This is a genomic window from Vibrio sp. Isolate22, from assembly GCF_022398115.1.
Lineage (GTDB): Bacteria > Pseudomonadota > Gammaproteobacteria > Enterobacterales > Vibrionaceae > Vibrio.
The window spans coordinates 38,404-56,372 of sequence record NZ_JAKEUW010000013.1 but is presented as its reverse complement, the minus strand read 5'-3'; the positions used below and the strand labels follow the sequence as shown (position 1 = coordinate 56,372).

Below are 17,969 nucleotides of genomic sequence, written 5' to 3'. Positions count from 1 at the left end.
ATAATTTATCAACTTAGTGAATTTGATATTTCTATCACTCCTTTAAATGTTTTATTTATTAATAATAAATAATCCTTAAAAATAAGGGGAAGATCAAATTTTCATATTTGATTGTTATTTATTTCAGTTTTCTGTGTAGCACTTTTTATTAATTATGTTATTTGTAAAAGAACAGTGACGTTTGTTAATTCGTTATTAATAAAGGGAGTGAGCAAGTGGCAAATGAAATAGATTTCGGCAAAACAGCAAGTGACTATGTGCAGCATCGTGAAGGATTCCCACCGGCATTACTTTCTCGTTTACAGCCTTATGCAATAGGCCAATCGGGCCAATCAATTCTGGACATTGGGACTGGGACCGGAACGTTAGCCCGTCAATTCGCATTGCAAGGAGCACACGTTTGCGGACTCGATGTGGCTTCAGAATTGATTGAGCAAGCGAAGACTCTGGATCAACAAGCTGGAACGCGGGTGGATTACCACGTAGGCAGCGCGGAAGAATTGCCGTTTGCAGACCAGTCGATGGACGTCATCTCGGCTGGTCAATGCTGGCATTGGTTTAACGCAGCTCAGGTCGCGCGTGAATGTCGCCGCGTTTTGAAGCCAGGTGGCGCCTTGGTCATTTGTCATTTTGATTGGCTCCCACTCACCGGCAACATGGTCGAGCTGACCGAATCGTTGATCCTCAAACACAACCCAAATTGGTCGATGTCAGGCGGTTCGGGACTCTACCCGCGTTGGTTATCTGATGTCGCAACAGAGGGGTTTGAACATTTAGAGACATTCAGCTTTGACTGCACGATTCCATATTCGCATGAGCGTTGGCGTGGCCGGATCCGAGCGAGCGCAGGTATCTCGGCCAGTCTTTCCCCTACCCAAGTGGATGCGTTTGATGAAGAGCATCAAACGGCACTGGCCGCTAAGTTTGCCAACGACCCTATGGAAATCCCTCATCGTGTTTGGGCGCTGATAGCGCGTAAAGCGTGGAGTTAAGATTGTGGCAATGAAACACTTCCCCAAATTGATCGATGCAACATTGCGAGAAGGTTTTCAAGCCCCTGATGTGCATTTTTCTACACAGCAAGTCTGCGAGATAGCCCAACGCCTAGTAAACGCAGGTGCGGATATGCTCGAAGTCGGCCACCCCTTGATCTCCGAGGAAGCGATGGCGCATGTCAGCGCAGTCGTTGGCATGGATTTGGGGGTCCCCATCTTGTCCCATGCACGCGCTCACCCTGACGATATCAATGCCGTTGCGCGTTCGGGGGCTGCTTGGGTCGGGATATTTCTTGGGGTTAATCCAATGACTGAACGAACGCGGCTTACCGGCAGTAACTTTCCTGCGCTGCTGGATAAGATCGCCGCATCAGTCCACGAGGCGAGGCAACATGGCCTACGAGTACGCTACACCATTGAAGACGCCAGCCGAACACCACTCGACCGCTTGCTGACCTCATATCGAACAGCAGTGGAAGCGGGAGCCCAAAGACTGTGTTTTGCGGACAGTGTTGGCTTACTGGAACCGAAACAGACTGGCTTATTCATGAGTACGTTACGTTGTGAATTTCCTGACATTGAGCTGGAAGCCCATTTCCATGATGACCGCGGCTTGGCGATGGCCAACGCCATTCAAGCTGTCGAGTCTGGGGTGGACTGGATCTCAGTGTCAACAAATGGGCTGGGTGAGCGCTGTGGTATCACCGACCACGGGGTGCTGGCAGTGAACTTACATCACCGAGGTGAGCGCACATTGGAACAGGGGCAAGGAGAACAGCTGCATGCGCTGTCAAACTATGTCGCGCACTGCAGTGGGCAACCCATTTCTCCTGCCTCTCCTATTTTTGGCGATCACGCTTTCACTCATACGGCGCGATTGCATGTGAAGGCCGTAAAACGCGATCCAAACAGCTATCAATGGATTGACCCTGTGCAATTTGGTCAAGCCTGCAAAATTTCTAAACAAAACGTAAGGAGCAACATAGTGACAGAGACAGTAGTCAACGAAAAAACCGCCGGTTGGGACATTGTAGGGGGATTGTTTTGGGAAAAAGGCCGCAAGTCTGCAAAGCCGAGTGAATCAGAGCTCGAACTGTTCACCGCTGGGATCAAAGCGGGCGATAAAGTCGCAGTGATTGGCGCGTCAACCAAAGATTTGGTCGAGCACCTGATGGCTAAAAACGTCGACGTGACCGTTTACGATTTTTCCAAAGGCATGTGCGAGTCATTGCAAGAAGCCCTTGCGCCGAATGCCCCACCTATTCATGTGTTAGATATTACAGCGCCATTAAACAGCGACTTAATCGGATACCACGACTATGTCCTGAATGACCGTTTAGTCAATCGATTTACCACTCAGGAAGCAGAAAAAGCGCTAATGAATATGGTGGCCTTGGCCAAACAAGGAGAAGTTCGAGCTTCCGTCAAACTGGGCTTGTATGCCATGGATGAAAAGATGATTGAGTTGGGCAAGGGACGCCAAGTGCTCGATCGTTTTTATTGTGAGAAAACCCAAACCATCGATTTTTCGAAAGCGGGAGATATTTTGGAAGAGTCTCTGGTTCCCCATGGAAACATTGATCGCGAGGTACTGTTGCAATGGTACCGAAGCCGCGGAATGGAAACGCGTTTCTCCGATGAATCGCTTAAGCAATTGATACAAAGTTTGACGTTCGACGATGGTTCGCAAGTCGCAGTGAAAAACCAGTGTCATTTCCCAGACGCTCAAGAAACCATCATGTACAGCTTAAAGTCGGTGTGATCCATGTGTGGAATTGCGGCCGTTAGTCTTAAAAAAGGGCGAGAGGATCTCGCCTTGGATCTTCTCAAAACCATCAATCAACATCAGCACATGCGGGGGCCTGATGGTCAAGGATTCGTGCTTGATGCCAATGCAGGCGTCGGCATGGTGCGATTGAGAGTGAGAGCAGACCAATCAGAAGCTGAACCAATCCGCCTCACCTCTCAATTGACGGCGGCCTACAATGGTGAAGTTTATTGGCACAATGGGCAGGTCCCGTCGGGAGGTAAAGGGGAAGTGAGCGCGCTCATTGACCCCCATGGCGAAGAGGTCGATGGTATGTACGCCCTTGCCTGCTTGTCTCATCCGGATGGCCAATTGACCCTACAACGTGATCCCTTGGGCATAAAGCCGTTGTGGATGCGTGAAACGGAGATCGGTATATTGGCGGCGTCTCATCCCGAGCCCCTTTATACCGCGGCCCCGGTGGACATCGCCCCCATCAATGTCCAACAGTTTCTAGCGTTCGGTAAACCCTTGCATCAGCAGGGCTTAGTCAGTGGGGTGACACAATTGGAGCGTGGGCATTCGGTGACGATACGCTCAGGTGAGGTCGTGAACAAACGCCCACCTCAGGCCAAGTCTGCACCTAAGTCGCCCGTGACAGCCCAACAGCTGCGTCGAGCCCTATCCGAATCCATCGAACGAACATTGGTGTCCGATCGGCCGTTAGGTCTTGCAATCAGTGGCGGGCTTGATTCCACTATTCTGGCCTACGAGCTTGCTCAACGGGGCGTCGAAGATCTCAAGACGGTCAGTGTCCGCGTTGAAGGCTGCGAGGACGGCATTGAAGATCTGAGCGCGCTGCGGGGTTTCTCCAAGGTGGTGTCGACTTGGCAACACCACTGCGTGACGGTCACTCCGAGCGATTTCGCCACTGGGCTGGAAGCCGCTTCCCACATCCTAGGGGAGCCGACTGCCATGTCCTCGGTCCCCTTATACATGGGACTCGCTGATGCGGCTCAGCAACAAGGCATCGTGGTACTGCTGCTGGGTGAAGGCGCCGATGAGCTGTTCATGGGGTACCAAAGTTACCAAAGCGTGGATTTTACCTCGCCCGATCCCCTTGTGACTTTTATGTGTTCGGCGCAAAAAGAACACTACTTGACGCGTTTACTGGGTACACCTCAAGTCGACGCACTCAAGGCGCAGTTACAACGCGCGTACCCAAGCGAGTCAACGCTCTCTGCACTGGAGCGACTGCGTGAAGCCGAACTCGATTTGAGTCTGGGGCCGCTGTTACATCGAGCGGACCAGATTTTAATGTCACGCTCAATAGAAGGTCGAACGCCGTTTCTCCACGGTGAGGTCCCTTACCTCGCGATGTCGTGCCCACCTCAAGCAAACCTCAGCTCAGGACAAGGCAAGATGTTATTGAGACAAGCCTACCCTGAATTGATGGCGCAGTCGGGTCCCTGGCAAGTCAAGCGGGCATTTCGTGCTCCAGTACACGACTGGCTGTGCGGCGTATTACGACCTTGGGCCACCGAGGTCTTAATGGACTCCCGCCAGGCTTTATCTGTCTCAGGGATCCGCCCAGACGGTATTGCCACGGTGTGTCGGGGGCTCAAAGGGCGTGACTCTGGCGCCGCAGCCATCGCTGTGCCGCTGCTTAGCTTAGCCTTCTGGCTCAACAAGGTTCATCGCTAATGGAGGCGAGCATGCAGGATTGGTTACGACGGGCGAATACCGACGAGCTCTCAACCATCGAACAACAAATGCGAGGCGTTGGAATCCAACGTCATGAGATCCCATGGAGAAAAACGGCGCTGACTGCGTTTCAGTGCGGTCCAATGACGGGCCCTCAAGTGCTCTTGCTGCATGGGGTCACGTATTCATCGGCAAGCGTTTTTCATCTCACGATCCCGGGCCATTCCGCCAACGAGTATTCCTTGATCTTACAGCTGAGTGAGTCGCTAGGTTGCTGGTGTCTGGATTTTTCTGGCTATGGGTTTTCCCCCTCCCCATCGTATTCCGCCGCGGAAACCATCGACGATTATGTTGAACAAGTCGGCGAAGCTGTGCGCTATCTCCATCAAACCACGGGCCACAAGCCCGTGCTGGTAGGTTGGTCATGGGGCGGCCAAGTCGCCAGTCGATATGCAGGGCGTCACGGAGACAGTTTAGCGGGCTTTGTCTATTGGGGCGCGATCTGGGGAGGAACGGGTCAAGCAGAGTTTGTTAAATCGACCCCCAAACCCACGGCCCCACGTCGGGTTAACACCCGCCAGCATGCAGGGGCCGATTTTAAAACGCCCAATACGTTTGATCCTGAGGTGCGTACCCAGTTTATTGATTGTGCGTTACGTCTCGATCCGACCAGCCCCACAACGGGTTTGACGGAGTCATTGTACAACTTACCTTTGCATGAGCCTCGGGATATTAAAGTCCCCACCTTGGTCATTCACGGCGAGCACGATTTTGTCGCGCAATTTGACGATGTGCGTGACTATTTTGATGCACTGGCAAGTCCTATCAAACAACATCGGATCATCGCCCAAGCCGATCACAACGTTCAATACAGTAAAAAGCGTCACACCTTGGTTCGTGAGCTGAGGGACTTCAGCCACCAGTGTGACCCGCTCAGCTTGAATGCATAAGGAGATCACCATGTCTATTTTAATCTTAAATCGTTCAGCGATGTCCTACTCGGCTTACCATGAGTGGTTACCTGAACGCTCACTGCATTATTACACCGCGCCAGGAAGACGAGACCTCGCACCCGCTCAGCAAGCCTTAGCCGACGCCCACTACGCATCAATCAAGGAATTTGAGGACTACGACACCTCTGACGCACTTGAATTGGCCGTACTCAAGCAACATGAGCAACAGGCGTTTACCGCCATTGTGGCCATGTCAGAATGGGACCAAATTCGTGCGGGGCGCTTACGCGCACGGCTGGGCTTGGCGGGGACAACGGAGCAACAGGCGCTCTATTACCGTGATAAATGGCTGATGAAGCAGACGTTGAGCGAGCAAGGCGTGCCGGTGACTCCGTTTAGTGCCATCAGCAATGTCATAGAAGTATTACGCTTTGTTGAGCAAGTCGGTTATCCCATTGTCGTGAAGCCGCGGCTGTTGGCCGCGTCGATGGGGCTAACGGTTTTGCAGGATGAACAGCAACTGCGTGAATTTGCTCAGTCAGGATTCGGTCCCAGCATGGAGGCGCAGAAACACCTGCTCGCTGAGCAGTGGGTGGATTTTGACACTGAGTATCATGTCGATGGTCTGATCGAAAATGGGGAACTGAAGGTCATCTGGCCATCGCGCTACATTGGCGATGTATCCGTCTATGATGATGGTGAAAGCCTGTTCGGTGGTGTGCTCTTATCACCCGATGATCCCATACGTAAGCCATTACAAGCCCTGATCGAACAGACGTTAAGCGCGTTACCACCGCTCTCGACCACCACGTTTCATGCCGAGGTATTTCGTACTCGAGATGGGCAGCTTTTGGTCAATGAAATTGCCGCACGAACTGGCGGATTTCGTATCAACGATTTGCTCAAGGCCAGTTTTGGGGTCTGGCTCAATCGAGAGTGGGCTAAGGCCATGGCAGGGGGAAGCGGTGACTTCCCGATTGGCCATAACCTCACTCGTCATCCGGAACGATTATCAGGGTACCTCATGCTCAGGCCGAAACAAGGCACGATCGTCGCTATCCCTCAAACATGCCCACTTGATGACATCTATGATTACCGCACAGCGGCATCGGTCGGCGATCACTTTAACGCGACAGACTCTTCCGGTGAGCATGTAGCATCGGTGGTGGTCACAGGCGACGACAGTCACGCGGTGATGGCACGCCTTCAAGCCGTACATCAGTGGTTCTATTCAAACTTGGTTGTTGAAAACAAATAGCAGGAGTCAACAGATGGCAATAGTGATTTTACATCGAGCCGCCCTCGCCTCATCCCCTTACCACGAATGGCTAAAAGACAGCCAGGAGCCGCTGTTTCTCATCACTTCGCAAGAGAAACTGGACGCCTTTTCAGAAAGCTTGGAGATGCTGCCACAACACGCTTACCAGTCAGTACACGCGGTAAAACACTACGACACGAACGGTGAGGTGGAACTGGCGGTGCTAGATATCGCCAAAACTCATACCATTCGGGCGATTGTCGCTCAAGCGGAATTCGATGTTGAGCGGGCGGCGCGACTGCGAGCCTATCTGAATATCCCCGGTCAAGACGAACACAGTGCGCGCTGCTTCCGCAACAAGGTGACGATGAAAGCCGTGCTCCAGCGTGCCAACGTGCCTGTTGCTCCCTTTTCGGCGGTGCAGAGTGTGCATACTTTACTCGATTTCGCACAGCAGTACGGTTTCCCGCTCGTGGTCAAACCGCAAAATGGGGCGGGCTCGTATGGCGTCACGTTGCTGCGTGATCAATCTGAGTTAGACCATTTCATCGCCCAAGGCTTTACTCCCGCGTTGGATGTCGTGCCCAACCTGATGGTTGAGCAGTTTGTGCCAGGCCGGACCTACCACATTGATGGGATTGTCGTGCAAGGGAAATCCTACACGATCATTCCATCCTGTTATCACACCGAATCGCTGGATTTTCAACACAACGACGGCGAAGCCACTGCAAGTTATACTTTGGCCAAAGACAACCCGTTGACTGAACGTTTACAACAATTTGTTCAATCGGTGTTGGATGCCTTATCCACGCCGGACACGACCACTTTTCATGCTGAAGTGTTCCATACGCCAGACGATCAGCTGGTTCTGTGCGAGATTGCCAGCCGGACTGGAGGCGCTCGAATTGGCGACGGTCTCGAAGCCGCCCTTGGGTGCAACCTCAACGAGTTGTGGGCAAGACAGGAGTGTGGCCTTGCGACACAAAACTTGCTGCGCCAGATCAAGGACAAAGAAGCGACGCGGCCGATCACAGGCTGGGCATTGATTTCCCCTAAGCCTGGCTTGGTCAAACAGATCCCAAGTGAATGTGGCTTAGCGGAAGTGGTTGATTATACGGTTAATATCTCTGCTGGGTGCACCTTACAAGCACCTAAGGCGGCGACCGAGAGCATCGCCAGCTTTGTCTTTGTCGCAGACGATGAGCAGCACGCGTGCCATATCATCGACAAGGGGCGAGCGTGGTTTCATCAGTACAGTGAGATAGAGGGGTTGGCAGAACATGGTGTTGGCTGACTCTAAGCGTCCCTTTGAATGGTTTCTTGCGATTCGAAGTCTGGGGTTATTGGCGGATCAAATCGCCTTGTTGGCGATACCCGTCGCCATTTACATGATCACCGAAGACGTCGCTTGGTCAGGGATGGCGGTGATGGTGCAATGGCTGCCACGTATCATCGGCTTGCCTTTCCTCGGCGGATGGATCGATCGCTGGAAACTGCGTTCCCAGTACGTCGCCATTGATGCAGTGCGCGCCGCTGGCGCGTTTGTCTTGATCTGGATCGAGCAGCCCATCTTGCTGATGAGTATGGCCGGGTTATTGTCCCTGCTTAATGGCTACGCTTTTCTGGTCCTTGAATATTCCGTTGCGACCCAACTGGATAAAGCGCAGCTGGCGCGTAATCAGAGTTGGCTTCAAGTGATCGAAAACACGACTCGAGTCGCGGGCCCCGCCGCCGGGGGCTTATTGTTGGCATGGGGCAGCATTGAAGGGGTCATGGCGATGTGCACCCTTTTATTTGCCCTAGCGGCTGGCATGACTTTGGTCCGCTTTCCGGAACAAGAGGCACGTGCCAAGCCGGACTCTGTTTCTGGCGTGATCGAGAGTTTTCGTTGGATCTGGGCCTCAAAACCACTGACAAGGCTCACGGTGCTGACCATGGGCACCAATTTCATTGAAGGGGCGGTGTACGCGCTTCTTCCTGGCCTCATCCTCACGCAATACGGGCAAGGCCCTGACATGGTAGGGTATTTAAACGGTGGCAGTGCGTTGTGTGTGATTGTCTTCATGGCGCTAATCACACGCTGGGTGAGCCACTGGGATTTAGTTTGGGTCGGTCATCTGTCGTTGGTGATGTCATCATTGCTCGTCGTATGGATGGGATTATCGCCCAGTTTCGTCGCTTTTTGTCTGTTGTACACCGGATTCATCGTCATGCGGTCTTTGTTTGTGCTCTACCTGCGAACGGAACGGGTTAAATACATTCCCACTGAGAATTTAGGTCAGGTGCTGGGGGCGATGGTCGCGATCATTTTGTGCACCATTCCGATTTCGGGTGGCGTGGTCGGGGTGCTAGCGAACTGGCTGAGTATGAATCAGGTGTTGTTGTTGTCGGTTGCCGGCTCGATGACCATTTATGTGTTGGCTTGGTGGTTGACGCGAGAGCATCACACCGTCAAGAACGTTCAAAACGAACCGCAGGATTGATATGGAAATCAGGACAAAAATTATCCGAGGAGGGTCCTCGAAAGGGGTGTTCCTCGACGCCTCAGAAGTCCCACCAGCTGGCCCGACACGAGATGCGATGATATTGCGTCTTTTTGGCACCCCAGATCGGCGCCAAATAGATGGTCTTGGGGGAGCAGATAAGCTCACCAGCAAAGTCGCGATCATCGGCCCATCAAGCCGAACGGATTGCGATGTCGCCTACTTGTTCGGTCAGGTGGGCACGGAGCATCCCACGGTCGATTGGCAATCGAACTGTGGCAATATTAGCGCGGGTGCCGCCCTTTACGCGGCTCATCAAGGTTTGGGAAACGCCTCAGAAAACCATCGCTTGATCCGTATTGAGCAGAGCAATACGGGCCGAGTACTTGAAGCCATGGTACCCGTGACAAATGGTACCCCACTCAAAACCGGCGACTTTGCAATCGGCGGGGTACCGGGACAGGGACCTAAAATTGATCTTGATTTTCGTGACTTCTCTGGCTCGTGTTTAAATCGCGGCTTGTTTCCCACTGGAGAGCGTCGCTCGCTTGTTGCCGTTCCTGGGATTGGCCAACTCGAAGTAACAGTCGTGGACATGGCCAATTTGCATATCTTTGTACACGCAAATGAGTTAAACATCCGCCCCTCAGACAGTCTAGACACCTTGCAAGCCAATTGCGGCTTACTTGAACGCCTCGACAGTCTAAGAGCGACAGTTGCATTAGAACTGGGGTTCTTCTCTAATGCCGAGTTAGCATTGAGTTTATCGCGTAATATGAACCCGTTAGTGCACATCATTGATAGTGCCCACACTTATCGCGCTGGCAGTGGCCAGCCAATTCCTCAAGGTGATATGGATTTATTGGTTCGCTCGTATTCACGTGGTCAATTTTCCAAAGCGTTTCCAGGCACAGGAGCGGTCGGAACTGCGGTCGCGGCGTGTATCGAACATACTGTGCCCTATTTAGCTCGAATTGCGTCTGGATCCGAGACGCCTTGTCAACGTGTCTCGCTGGGCCATCCAGGGGGCACGATGTCCATTGATGTAGGTGTCAACGAGAGTAATGGAGAGCACCACGTTACGCGAGCTCAATTGGGGCGAACAGCGCGTCTTCTAATGTCAGGGATCGCATACTTGGATTAGTAGATGGGATTGAGGGAGCGTTTGCGAACACGAGATTTTGCGCCGATTGAATCAAATGCAAGATAGATGCTGCATTGATATCTTTTATGATCGCGCAATCGTACTCGATCTGGTTATCAACCTTGAAGGCAGAGCCGCCAACAATGCCCTTGGGAGAGCAAAGACTAAAATTTGACTAGGGCGTGTTGATCTTTGCTGTAGATTTCTTATTCAGCAATACATCGGTAGCCACATTAACATGAATGCCAGCGATAACATGCTGGCATAATTCCTTTCTAGCTTGTCATCTCTACTTGAAATAGCTCGGTAATGCTTAATTCTCGCAAAGGCATTTTCAACCAGGTGACGATACTTGTATAGACACCAATCCATATTGGCTTTGTCTATATCCTGCCCGTAATTGCGTTTAGCAATTACCGTTTCTCCGCCATATTCCTTAACAAAAGTACGGAAAGGTTCGCTGTCATACCCTTTATCACAAACGATGGTATTAACTTCATCGAGTTGTTCAACTAAGCTTTTGGCATGCACTATATCGTGGCGTTGGCCTTCTGATAAATCAAAGCAAATCGGCAGGCCACCACTATCCACAGCTAAGTGAATTTTGGTTGAGTTGCCTCCGCGAGTTTTTCCTATTTGCTCAGAGCTTTCAGTAGCTGAACCTGTACTATGTTGTTCAAAAAACACTCACGAAAGATCAACATGCCCTAGTCATAAGTATTGCGCAGCTCTTATCCTAAGTAACAAATCCATATTTGAGTTTCAAGATTGTTTTGGTGACCACTTTGATGTCCACTACATTATCGCATGTTGATATTGGAGCTACTGTAAACCTAACCTCATTTAAGGTTGAATCTGAATTTCCCAGAAAAATGGTATGAATGGCGGTAAGATTAACCGAAAATTTAATAAATTTTACGGTTGCATCAAGTGGTTAGTGCGTGGGTATTTTTTCTTCAGCTTTTTTAGCTCTTCTGGATTGTTTTTCTCTAGCTCTTCCTCATATTCATCCATATGTTTCGAGAGCCAAATGTGAATTTTTTGCGCATAGAGAGCAAAAACACCAATAGCTAAACTCAATGCGGATACAACACTTAAAAGCAACATCCTAGTCCTCTCATTGTTTATATAGACGCGCTAATTATTACTAGCGAACAATCCTATCAGTTCCTCTATTGTAGCTGTCTTCCATGAACCACTGCTCGTTTATAGCATTTACAAAAATACGATGCTTGGATTAGTTTTAGTGAAACAAAGCCAGCTTGCCATTAATTGAAAAGATTATGCAACTAGCAAACGTCGAAACATTTCCGTGTTAAAGTTATCAAACTACGTCATTTGTCACCTATTGTGTAAATGTAGTTAGATTCGGAGGTACTTTAATGTTCAGTGTTGCTTATGCAATGCTCGGGGGTGAAAAGAGTAAAGCTCAGAGCGTAATCGATTGTCTAAAAATTATTCGTCAAGGACTTCCTGTTGAAACGCTGGATAGAGGAATGTTAACTCTTGGTTTGACTAAGACAGATTACGCGAAAATTATTGGCGTTAATCTGCGTACTCTCCAGCGAAAAATGAAAGAGCCGAACGCAAAGTTAAGCCCAACTGCCAGTGAACATGCTCTTATGCTTGCTGCAGATATGGTCAAAGAAGCAGATGAGTATTTTGGTGATCGTGATGCGGCATTACGCTGGTTAAATAAACCCAGTTTGGTGTTTGAAAACGAAGCACCACTTTCACTCTGTGACACAAAAACTGGTATCATTCTGGTGACAGAAGAGATCAATAAGTTGAAGTTCGGATATATGGCTTAACTGGAAACCTACCGATGGTCTGGTCATTCTGACATAGCAGGGAAAGTTGGTCTGTTTGGTTCTGCGACATAGCTCCTTAGATACACTATGATTGGGTACAAGCGTGTTAGTTACAGTCCATGTAGCGTATCTCTGCCTTACAAAGTAGGCTTCATCCGGAAAGAGATGGCCAATGACTCAACATATCAACCTGATTTTATGAGATAAAAGTATCTCAAGAAAAATCACCATACTTGATACGATTTAATGCATCTAAATCGCGTTTTAAATCACCTTTAAGCACAACTTCTAGCGGAGTTAGACCAGATAGCGCTGGAATTGCGGAAGTTAACCATTCTGCTTTCAAACCAGAGTCCTCAAACACATCCTCCATTTGCTCTTTTAAAGTAGGGTCTTGTGAAAGAATGTACTCTATAGACTTCGACTGGGTATCATCTTCAAGTTCAACTTTGCGTAAAGTCCATGAGCCATCGTTATTGTCGAGCCATTCGATTTGATCGCCTTCTTCCCATTGCAATTCTTCTTGCAGTATTTCTGGAATGTTGAAGAAAGCTTTACCATCACAGGTCTTCTCAATTTTAACTTTCATTGCTGCTTGGAACCTTATTCTATTCACATGGTGATTTTATGACACGCTTACTCTAGTTTAGCAAAAACAGATTGCCACTAATTGGAACGAACATGCAACTTGCACAATTATGGGCTAGAGTTTGTCCAAAAGGCTGTTGCCCAATTGGATTGCAACCAAGAACATTACTCTTTCTTATCTAAAAGTGAGCAGACTCTAAAAAGGTTTGGGGCAGAGGCGATTTACGAAATAATCAATTTTTGGCTACTTCCTCTCGACTGAGCTTGCCATTGAGTAGTACTTGCGTGAAGTTGTCAGGTTTTCTTTTGCATTCTGCTGTCCATTAGTCATTGTACTCTCCCGCTTTTAGAAGTCTAAATTCAGCGCTTTCTTGACGGGTAGTGATAAAATTACGCGTATACCTTCTAGGCTAATTTCGCTCAGTTTGTTATTTAGTGCTTCATTCTCTTTTCTAAGTAACCGGACTAGTGCATCGACTTCATCTCGTTTTTTTGCAGCGAGCCCATTAGTCTTGTTTTTCCGGTAGGTTTCGACCCGGTTCTCCTTGTTTTTGGCTAGTCCTTTATTGCATTTATCCAGTGCTTCACGAAAATTAGACGACCACTTCACGCCGCGATTTAGATCGAGGTAGGAAGGTTGCACTGCAATTGCCTTCGCCACCGCACTAATCCTGATTTGCCAAAGACTAGTCTTCTTGAAATCCTCTGGTTTTCGGTGGCTCTTGATGTATGCTTGGCGCGCTTTTTCAAGCGTCTGTAGTGCTTGCCAAGCTTCTAGTGATTTGTTTTCGGCTGAGACCCAGTTAGGTAGCTCTTCGGGCTGTTGCTCGAACTGGGCTTGCAGGTGCATTAGATCTAGACTCATGCTGTATTTTCCTTAGTGTTTAACGTCGCCTGTAAGGCGTCAATAATGCGTTGGTCCACGGACAGTTTTTTCAGGTGCTTGAGGGCATTTTTAACTGTTGTGAATGCAGGCTCACGCCATGCTGCTGGAGCCTCTGGTGTCTCTAGAAGTTTGATGTCATTGGCTATTCCAAACAAAATACCTTGAACATTACCCTCTTGAGATAGGTTGTTCACACAGTCAAGGCACAATCCTACGCAGGCATTTTGTCTCTGAGGAGAACCCTCTACGGCGCATTTAGCACGGTGTTGGTTATGCTTGAGTAGAATGCAGAACCCCCATGGATTTGATTTGATGTCTTTGATTTCTTGCTCGGCAAATTGTGCTACCAAACCATCAATCTGCTCAGTGGCAACGACCTGAGTTTTGGCAAACGTCCTGCGAAGCAGGGTGTTGAGCTTACCCGCGAAGCCTCTGCCTTTCTTCTTCATATAATTACTCAGCAGAGTATTGATGACGCGCCTCTTAACGGCATCATGCTGTCGGCGGTTGTCTTTATTTCGAATGTAAGCGAGCCACATGTTTTGACTAACATGTTTAAATTGTGAACGTATCATCCAGCCTACGTCACCGTCGAAGCGACGGTATACCGCCTCTGCCCAGATGTGTCGCAATGCATGCGGGGTTGGATAGAGGCACTCCTCCACTATTTCGTTTTTCACTGCTCTGGTATAGCTTGCAGGGAAATCTATTGATGCTGCGCGAGATCGGATATCTTGTTTTGTGGCAACGCATAAGTGTTTGTCGAGCAGTTGTTGCATCGAGCTTGGCAATTCACCGCAGCAATAGCGCTCAAGTAGTTTTTTCGAAGCGTTCTTGTCAAGAAAGAAAATGACACGGTCTCGCTCTTCACGAGCTCTGCGATGCGCTTAGATAAGCAGACGGTCTTGAAGTAGGCGAGCCCAACCTTCTCTTTCACTTTCCTTGGACAATTGGGTGAGTTGTTGTTTTTTCTCATGAGTTAATACTTGAGCCTTTGCTTGTGCTTGTAGTTTGTTGAGGGCTTGTGCTTTGTCTAATTGAACAAAGGGCGTGTAGTAATCAACGAAGTGGCGCCACAGGTTTGCAACACGATTCTTGATCGTCTCACCAGATTTTTCCGGTGCTTTGAGGTTGTGGCTCGGGTAGAGGGCGGGACTTCCGGAGGAAGCCATAGTCAACTGCACCAATTGTTGCGTAGCCTGATAGGTGCTTTGGGTGATTTCGCGGTTTAGCTTAGCCTCACCATGCGTCTTTGGTACTACCCATTTTACACTATAACGAAAAGGTATGGTGTGTTGGTCTAGCGCATCACGATTGCGTGTGATGTGGATATCTTGAAGCGACCAACCGTACTCTGATTCACGCCAGCCGTTTAGCGAAACCACTTGCGTTAAGCCAGCATCGGTGACCCTTGCAATAAATTCATGCAAGTAAGTGGATTTCACCCCCTCGCGTATCACTAAGCCAAGGTCACTAAACCACTCAATTGTAGGCAAAGCACTATCGACCTCGTCATGCAGCACCTGCCAGCGAGAGCTCACCCAGTTCTTTAAATGTTTCAATCCCTTAAATCTAGGCTCAACGATTTCAGCTAACCATTTGTCGTGCAGAGCGATAGTCTCATCCGAGCAAACGTTATGATCAGGGTCTAGTTTGTGCAAGAAGACTATCACGACCTGGCGTAGCCAGTCCTGCTCATTCAGCGAAGTACCGTCAAGATTGAAATGCTTTGCCATTGCACACAATGGTGCTCTTTTTTACATGGGAACGATCAAACTAATGCATGGTGGGCGTTGCTTCTGCACGCATGTTCAGTAATCGGAGAACCAATTTGTCGACCGCTCTTTTTTTCGTAAAACTGAGGTTTTCATACGGTTCAGTGTCAAACAAATCGCACATTAAACCGGATTGTCCGTTTTGGTTTACATCGTGTGTTTCGGTGACAAAACCAGAACCATCTTCATTGCGTTGAATTGGCCAGAAGGTGCATGTTTCGTCTACACGGTTATTGATCAAAAACACCATATATTCTTGACGTGTAGACGACATCGAAGGTCGGATGTCGGGGTTGGTACTCATCCAAGCTTCTAGAACGAACGTGTATTTGAGCACGTTGAGTTTACCCATCAGTACGCGCAGCGCCATGGTCATCTTTTCTTTGCTGTCTTGGTCTGAGATTGGAAACGAATAAATGCGAACTTTGCCATCAGCACATTCCAATACGATTGATGGATCAGCAGTACTTCTTGCCTTGAGTAGATCGTTAGCGACGATTTTTTGATTATTAATGTCCATATTTGCCTCTCTTTGCGTCTTCAGGAGTCGGTCTGATTTGTATCAGTCGTAAGTAATTTCGTATTCATTGCCCTCTTGCCATTTCGTTTCAGTAATGATGTAACCGACTCGGTTAACCCAATGGCAACCATTCACAATTACCCACTTACTGTCGACAGGCTCACGCAGCTCATCTTCTTCTTCGTCGATATCAATCTCGATGATCGTCCAGACTCGACTTGCGTCGGTTGTTTTGATGGTTTCTAGGTCGTTGCCATAGGTTTCGAATGAGATGCATTTGTCATCAAGGAAGATGGCGCTACCTCCATTCTCATTGATGATTGGTTTAAAGGATTCCACCCATTGTTCAAAAGTCAGGTTGTTCATGCTGCATCTCCGTGATTGGCGTTAGGGATACTTTATTCGATGAATGGAAGGGTTCCCCCATATTGGAGTTCAGAGTCGATATCGTTTGACTTGCCAGAGTGAGTGGGGGGAAGAGAGAGGTTGAACCTATGCTTTGGTTGTCATTACACATAAACGAATGGAGAAATCACATGGCAATGTTTTGGGGCAACGTCTGGTATCAAGTCATTCATGATGAGCTCGCATATTGCGGCATTCTTATGCTATCGAAGTACCCAAGTGCTCATGGTGGCTACGACAGTCAAGGCAACGAGATTGTAGAAGTGCTCATGCCTTCGTTACCTGAAAATTCAGGCTTTTCCTTCATTGAGCATAAAGACCAACGATCAGCGATGCTGGCCTGCAAAAGTCATATCTTAGATAAATCCAGAACGGATCTGCTTGCTCACCTGTGGGTGGTCAATGACACGCAATGTGATCTTGATGAGTTTAAGGTTCAGCTGAAATCTGACCCTGACCATGTTCAGTATTGGAAATCGAAAATTGCCACCAGCAAGGAAACCATTGAAGACTTTCAACTTAAAGCCAAGAACTTGAAGCAAATTCGTAAAAGTAAAATCAAGGAATTCCTCGAAAGCGAAATTGTGGACATCGCGACAAAGCACACTCACGAACTGGCATAACCTAACTGGAACGGGGCGTGGGCAGCACCCAGTCCCTAACGTTTTAAATTGGAGATAGACATGAAACAACCGTACTTAGTCGTTACTCACGCAGAAGGTGTCGAACCAGAATCATACCTTGTTTATGCCACGGACGAAGACATGGCATGGAATAGGCTCCTTCATTGGCTTGAAACCAACCAGTTGCTTGATGGAGCGACCGAGCAATACCTAGACCATTGCAAACTATTGGATGACATGCACAGAACAGCAGTTGAAGCTCCGAATGAGGTATGTCAGTTCGATGCTACGTATGAAGCGCTGGATTTCGAGTTCTTAGAAGCATTCGCTCGTGATTCCCTGCCTGAAACGGAAGCCGCTGTTTTGTCGTCATTGATGGAAAAACTCAAAGCTGCTCATGAAGCTCGTTATTACTAATTGACACCTTGTTCGATTCTTGCTCTTAAGACCTTGGAGAGCATGACGTGAAAGTTGATTTGTATCTGAACTTACATCGCTCCACCGATACGACGCGTGTGTATTCTATTCGGTCACGAGAGAAAGAGTCTTATGGAAAGGTGATTGGCTACTCTTCCTCAGTGTCATTGATTGACTGTGAGTTTGTCGTAAACGAGAAGGGGCAAGCAAGGGTTAAACGAGAGCAATCAAAATTGGTGCATGCCTTCATCCGAGGTACGCTAATTGATTTTGAGCCTTTTGAAACAAACGCTGCGTCGTATGTTGGCTATTGTCCCTATCAATCACAAGCTCCCCACTTTTATTGCATTGAAACGGCGAAATTCAGCTCATCTGAAAACAACACGCCGATCTATCGTGCTATACGTGTTAACTGTTTGCCAAACTATGTGTTAGCCATTCAGTAACTACTGATGTTTGCTGGTGGCTTACATTCAAGGACTTAGGCAGTCGCATCGAAAGCACAGGCATATGTCATTGGACTTCCCCCATTTTAATTCACCTCCCCCCGTCTTTTTTGTCCATTCAAAGCGGCAGGTATAGACTCATTCGAAGCAACTAAGTGAATAACACAAGGGATTGAACATGGAACAAGTAATTGCAGCACCTTAAACGAATCAG

The 17,969-nt window shown here is 48.7% G+C and carries 19 protein-coding genes and 1 pseudogene; 12 read left to right on the top strand and 8 right to left on the bottom strand.

Annotated features, from left to right (window positions below):
- Window positions 1-215: 215 nt before the first annotated feature.
- Genes L1D55_RS09780 through L1D55_RS09745 form a run of 8 tightly spaced genes read left to right on the top strand, consistent with a single transcriptional unit; the run spans window position 216 to window position 10,284 of the window.
- Window positions 216-992: a class I SAM-dependent methyltransferase gene (locus L1D55_RS09780; protein ID WP_171321802.1), complete on the top strand. Its 777-nt coding sequence runs from the start codon at window positions 216-218 to the stop codon at window positions 990-992.
- 10 nt (window positions 993-1,002) lie between these two features.
- A complete protein-coding gene (locus tag L1D55_RS09775; protein ID WP_239917339.1) occupies window positions 1,003-2,757 on the top strand; it encodes a LeuA family protein in 1,755 nt (584 codons plus the stop codon).
- Window positions 2,758-2,760: 3 nt separating this feature from the next.
- Window positions 2,761-4,446: an asparagine synthase-related protein gene (locus tag L1D55_RS09770; protein WP_239917296.1), complete on the top strand. Its 1,686-nt coding sequence runs from the start codon at window positions 2,761-2,763 to the stop codon at window positions 4,444-4,446.
- An 11-nt stretch (window positions 4,447-4,457) separates the two neighbouring features.
- Window positions 4,458-5,396: an alpha/beta hydrolase gene (locus L1D55_RS09765; protein ID WP_239917295.1), complete on the top strand. Its 939-nt coding sequence runs from the start codon at window positions 4,458-4,460 to the stop codon at window positions 5,394-5,396.
- 10 nt (window positions 5,397-5,406) lie between these two features.
- Window positions 5,407-6,657, top strand: a complete 1,251-nt coding sequence (locus tag L1D55_RS09760; RefSeq protein ID WP_239917294.1) for an ATP-grasp domain-containing protein — start codon at window positions 5,407-5,409, stop codon at window positions 6,655-6,657.
- Window positions 6,658-6,670: 13 nt separating this feature from the next.
- Window positions 6,671-7,951, top strand: a complete 1,281-nt coding sequence (locus tag L1D55_RS09755; RefSeq protein ID WP_239917293.1) for an ATP-grasp domain-containing protein — start codon at window positions 6,671-6,673, stop codon at window positions 7,949-7,951.
- Window positions 7,938-9,140, top strand: coding sequence for an MFS transporter (locus L1D55_RS09750; RefSeq protein ID WP_171321790.1), 1,203 nt, complete (start codon window positions 7,938-7,940; stop codon window positions 9,138-9,140). Before L1D55_RS09755 ends, L1D55_RS09750 begins: the two co-directional genes overlap by 14 nt.
- Before the next feature lies 1 nt (window position 9,141).
- Window positions 9,142-10,284, top strand: coding sequence for a PrpF domain-containing protein (locus tag L1D55_RS09745; protein ID WP_171321788.1), 1,143 nt, complete (start codon window positions 9,142-9,144; stop codon window positions 10,282-10,284).
- Between the two features lie 210 nt (window positions 10,285-10,494).
- Here the strand turns inward: L1D55_RS09745 and L1D55_RS09740 are convergent.
- Both L1D55_RS09740 and L1D55_RS09735 read right to left on the bottom strand, forming a co-directional pair.
- Window positions 10,495-10,959 (bottom strand): annotated as a pseudogene (locus tag L1D55_RS09740) (IS5 family transposase); the annotation flags it as partial.
- A 240-nt stretch (window positions 10,960-11,199) separates the two neighbouring features.
- A complete protein-coding gene (locus tag L1D55_RS09735) occupies window positions 11,200-11,391 on the bottom strand; it encodes a hypothetical protein (RefSeq protein ID WP_239917292.1) in 192 nt (63 codons plus the stop codon).
- 275 nt (window positions 11,392-11,666) lie between these two features.
- Between L1D55_RS09735 and L1D55_RS09730 the strand changes: the two genes are divergently transcribed.
- Window positions 11,667-12,095: an antitoxin Xre/MbcA/ParS toxin-binding domain-containing protein gene (locus L1D55_RS09730; RefSeq protein ID WP_239917291.1), complete on the top strand. Its 429-nt coding sequence runs from the start codon at window positions 11,667-11,669 to the stop codon at window positions 12,093-12,095.
- A gap of 214 nt (window positions 12,096-12,309) precedes the next feature.
- Here the strand turns inward: L1D55_RS09730 and L1D55_RS09725 are convergent, their stop codons facing one another.
- The 6 genes from L1D55_RS09725 to L1D55_RS09700 all read right to left on the bottom strand — a co-directional run bounded on the left by L1D55_RS09725 (window position 12,310) and on the right by L1D55_RS09700 (window position 16,230).
- A complete protein-coding gene (locus L1D55_RS09725; RefSeq protein WP_239917290.1) occupies window positions 12,310-12,684 on the bottom strand; it encodes an MbcA/ParS/Xre antitoxin family protein in 375 nt (124 codons plus the stop codon).
- A gap of 345 nt (window positions 12,685-13,029) precedes the next feature.
- Window positions 13,030-13,548 carry a hypothetical protein gene (locus tag L1D55_RS09720; RefSeq protein WP_239917289.1) on the bottom strand — a complete coding sequence of 173 codons (519 nt, stop codon included), beginning with the start codon at window positions 13,546-13,548 and terminating at the stop codon, window positions 13,030-13,032.
- The gene (locus L1D55_RS09715) at window positions 13,545-14,360 is read right to left on the bottom strand and encodes a hypothetical protein (RefSeq protein ID WP_239917288.1); all 816 of its coding nucleotides are present in this window, start codon (window positions 14,358-14,360) and stop codon (window positions 13,545-13,547) included. The genes L1D55_RS09720 and L1D55_RS09715 overlap by 4 nt, the downstream gene beginning before the upstream one ends.
- Window positions 14,361-14,456: 96 nt before the next feature.
- On the bottom strand, window positions 14,457-15,305 hold the full coding sequence (locus tag L1D55_RS09710) for a hypothetical protein (protein WP_239917287.1): 849 nt from the start codon (window positions 15,303-15,305) through the stop codon (window positions 14,457-14,459).
- Between the two features lie 40 nt (window positions 15,306-15,345).
- Window positions 15,346-15,864 carry a hypothetical protein gene (locus tag L1D55_RS09705; RefSeq protein ID WP_239917286.1) on the bottom strand — a complete coding sequence of 173 codons (519 nt, stop codon included), beginning with the start codon at window positions 15,862-15,864 and terminating at the stop codon, window positions 15,346-15,348.
- A 42-nt stretch (window positions 15,865-15,906) separates the two neighbouring features.
- Window positions 15,907-16,230, bottom strand: coding sequence for a hypothetical protein (locus L1D55_RS09700; RefSeq protein ID WP_239917285.1), 324 nt, complete (start codon window positions 16,228-16,230; stop codon window positions 15,907-15,909).
- 170 nt (window positions 16,231-16,400) lie between these two features.
- On the opposite strand from L1D55_RS09700, the gene L1D55_RS09695 reads away from it, so the two are divergent.
- The 3 genes from L1D55_RS09695 to L1D55_RS09685 are packed head-to-tail and all read left to right on the top strand — an operon-like array spanning window position 16,401 to window position 17,755.
- Entirely contained in the window at window positions 16,401-16,892 is a 492-nt protein-coding gene (locus L1D55_RS09695) for a hypothetical protein (protein WP_239917284.1), read from the top strand.
- Between the two features lie 60 nt (window positions 16,893-16,952).
- On the top strand, window positions 16,953-17,309 hold the full coding sequence (locus L1D55_RS09690; RefSeq protein ID WP_239917283.1) for a hypothetical protein: 357 nt from the start codon (window positions 16,953-16,955) through the stop codon (window positions 17,307-17,309).
- Between the two features lie 47 nt (window positions 17,310-17,356).
- On the top strand, window positions 17,357-17,755 hold the full coding sequence (locus tag L1D55_RS09685; protein WP_239917282.1) for a hypothetical protein: 399 nt from the start codon (window positions 17,357-17,359) through the stop codon (window positions 17,753-17,755).
- Window positions 17,756-17,969 lie beyond the last annotated feature (214 nt).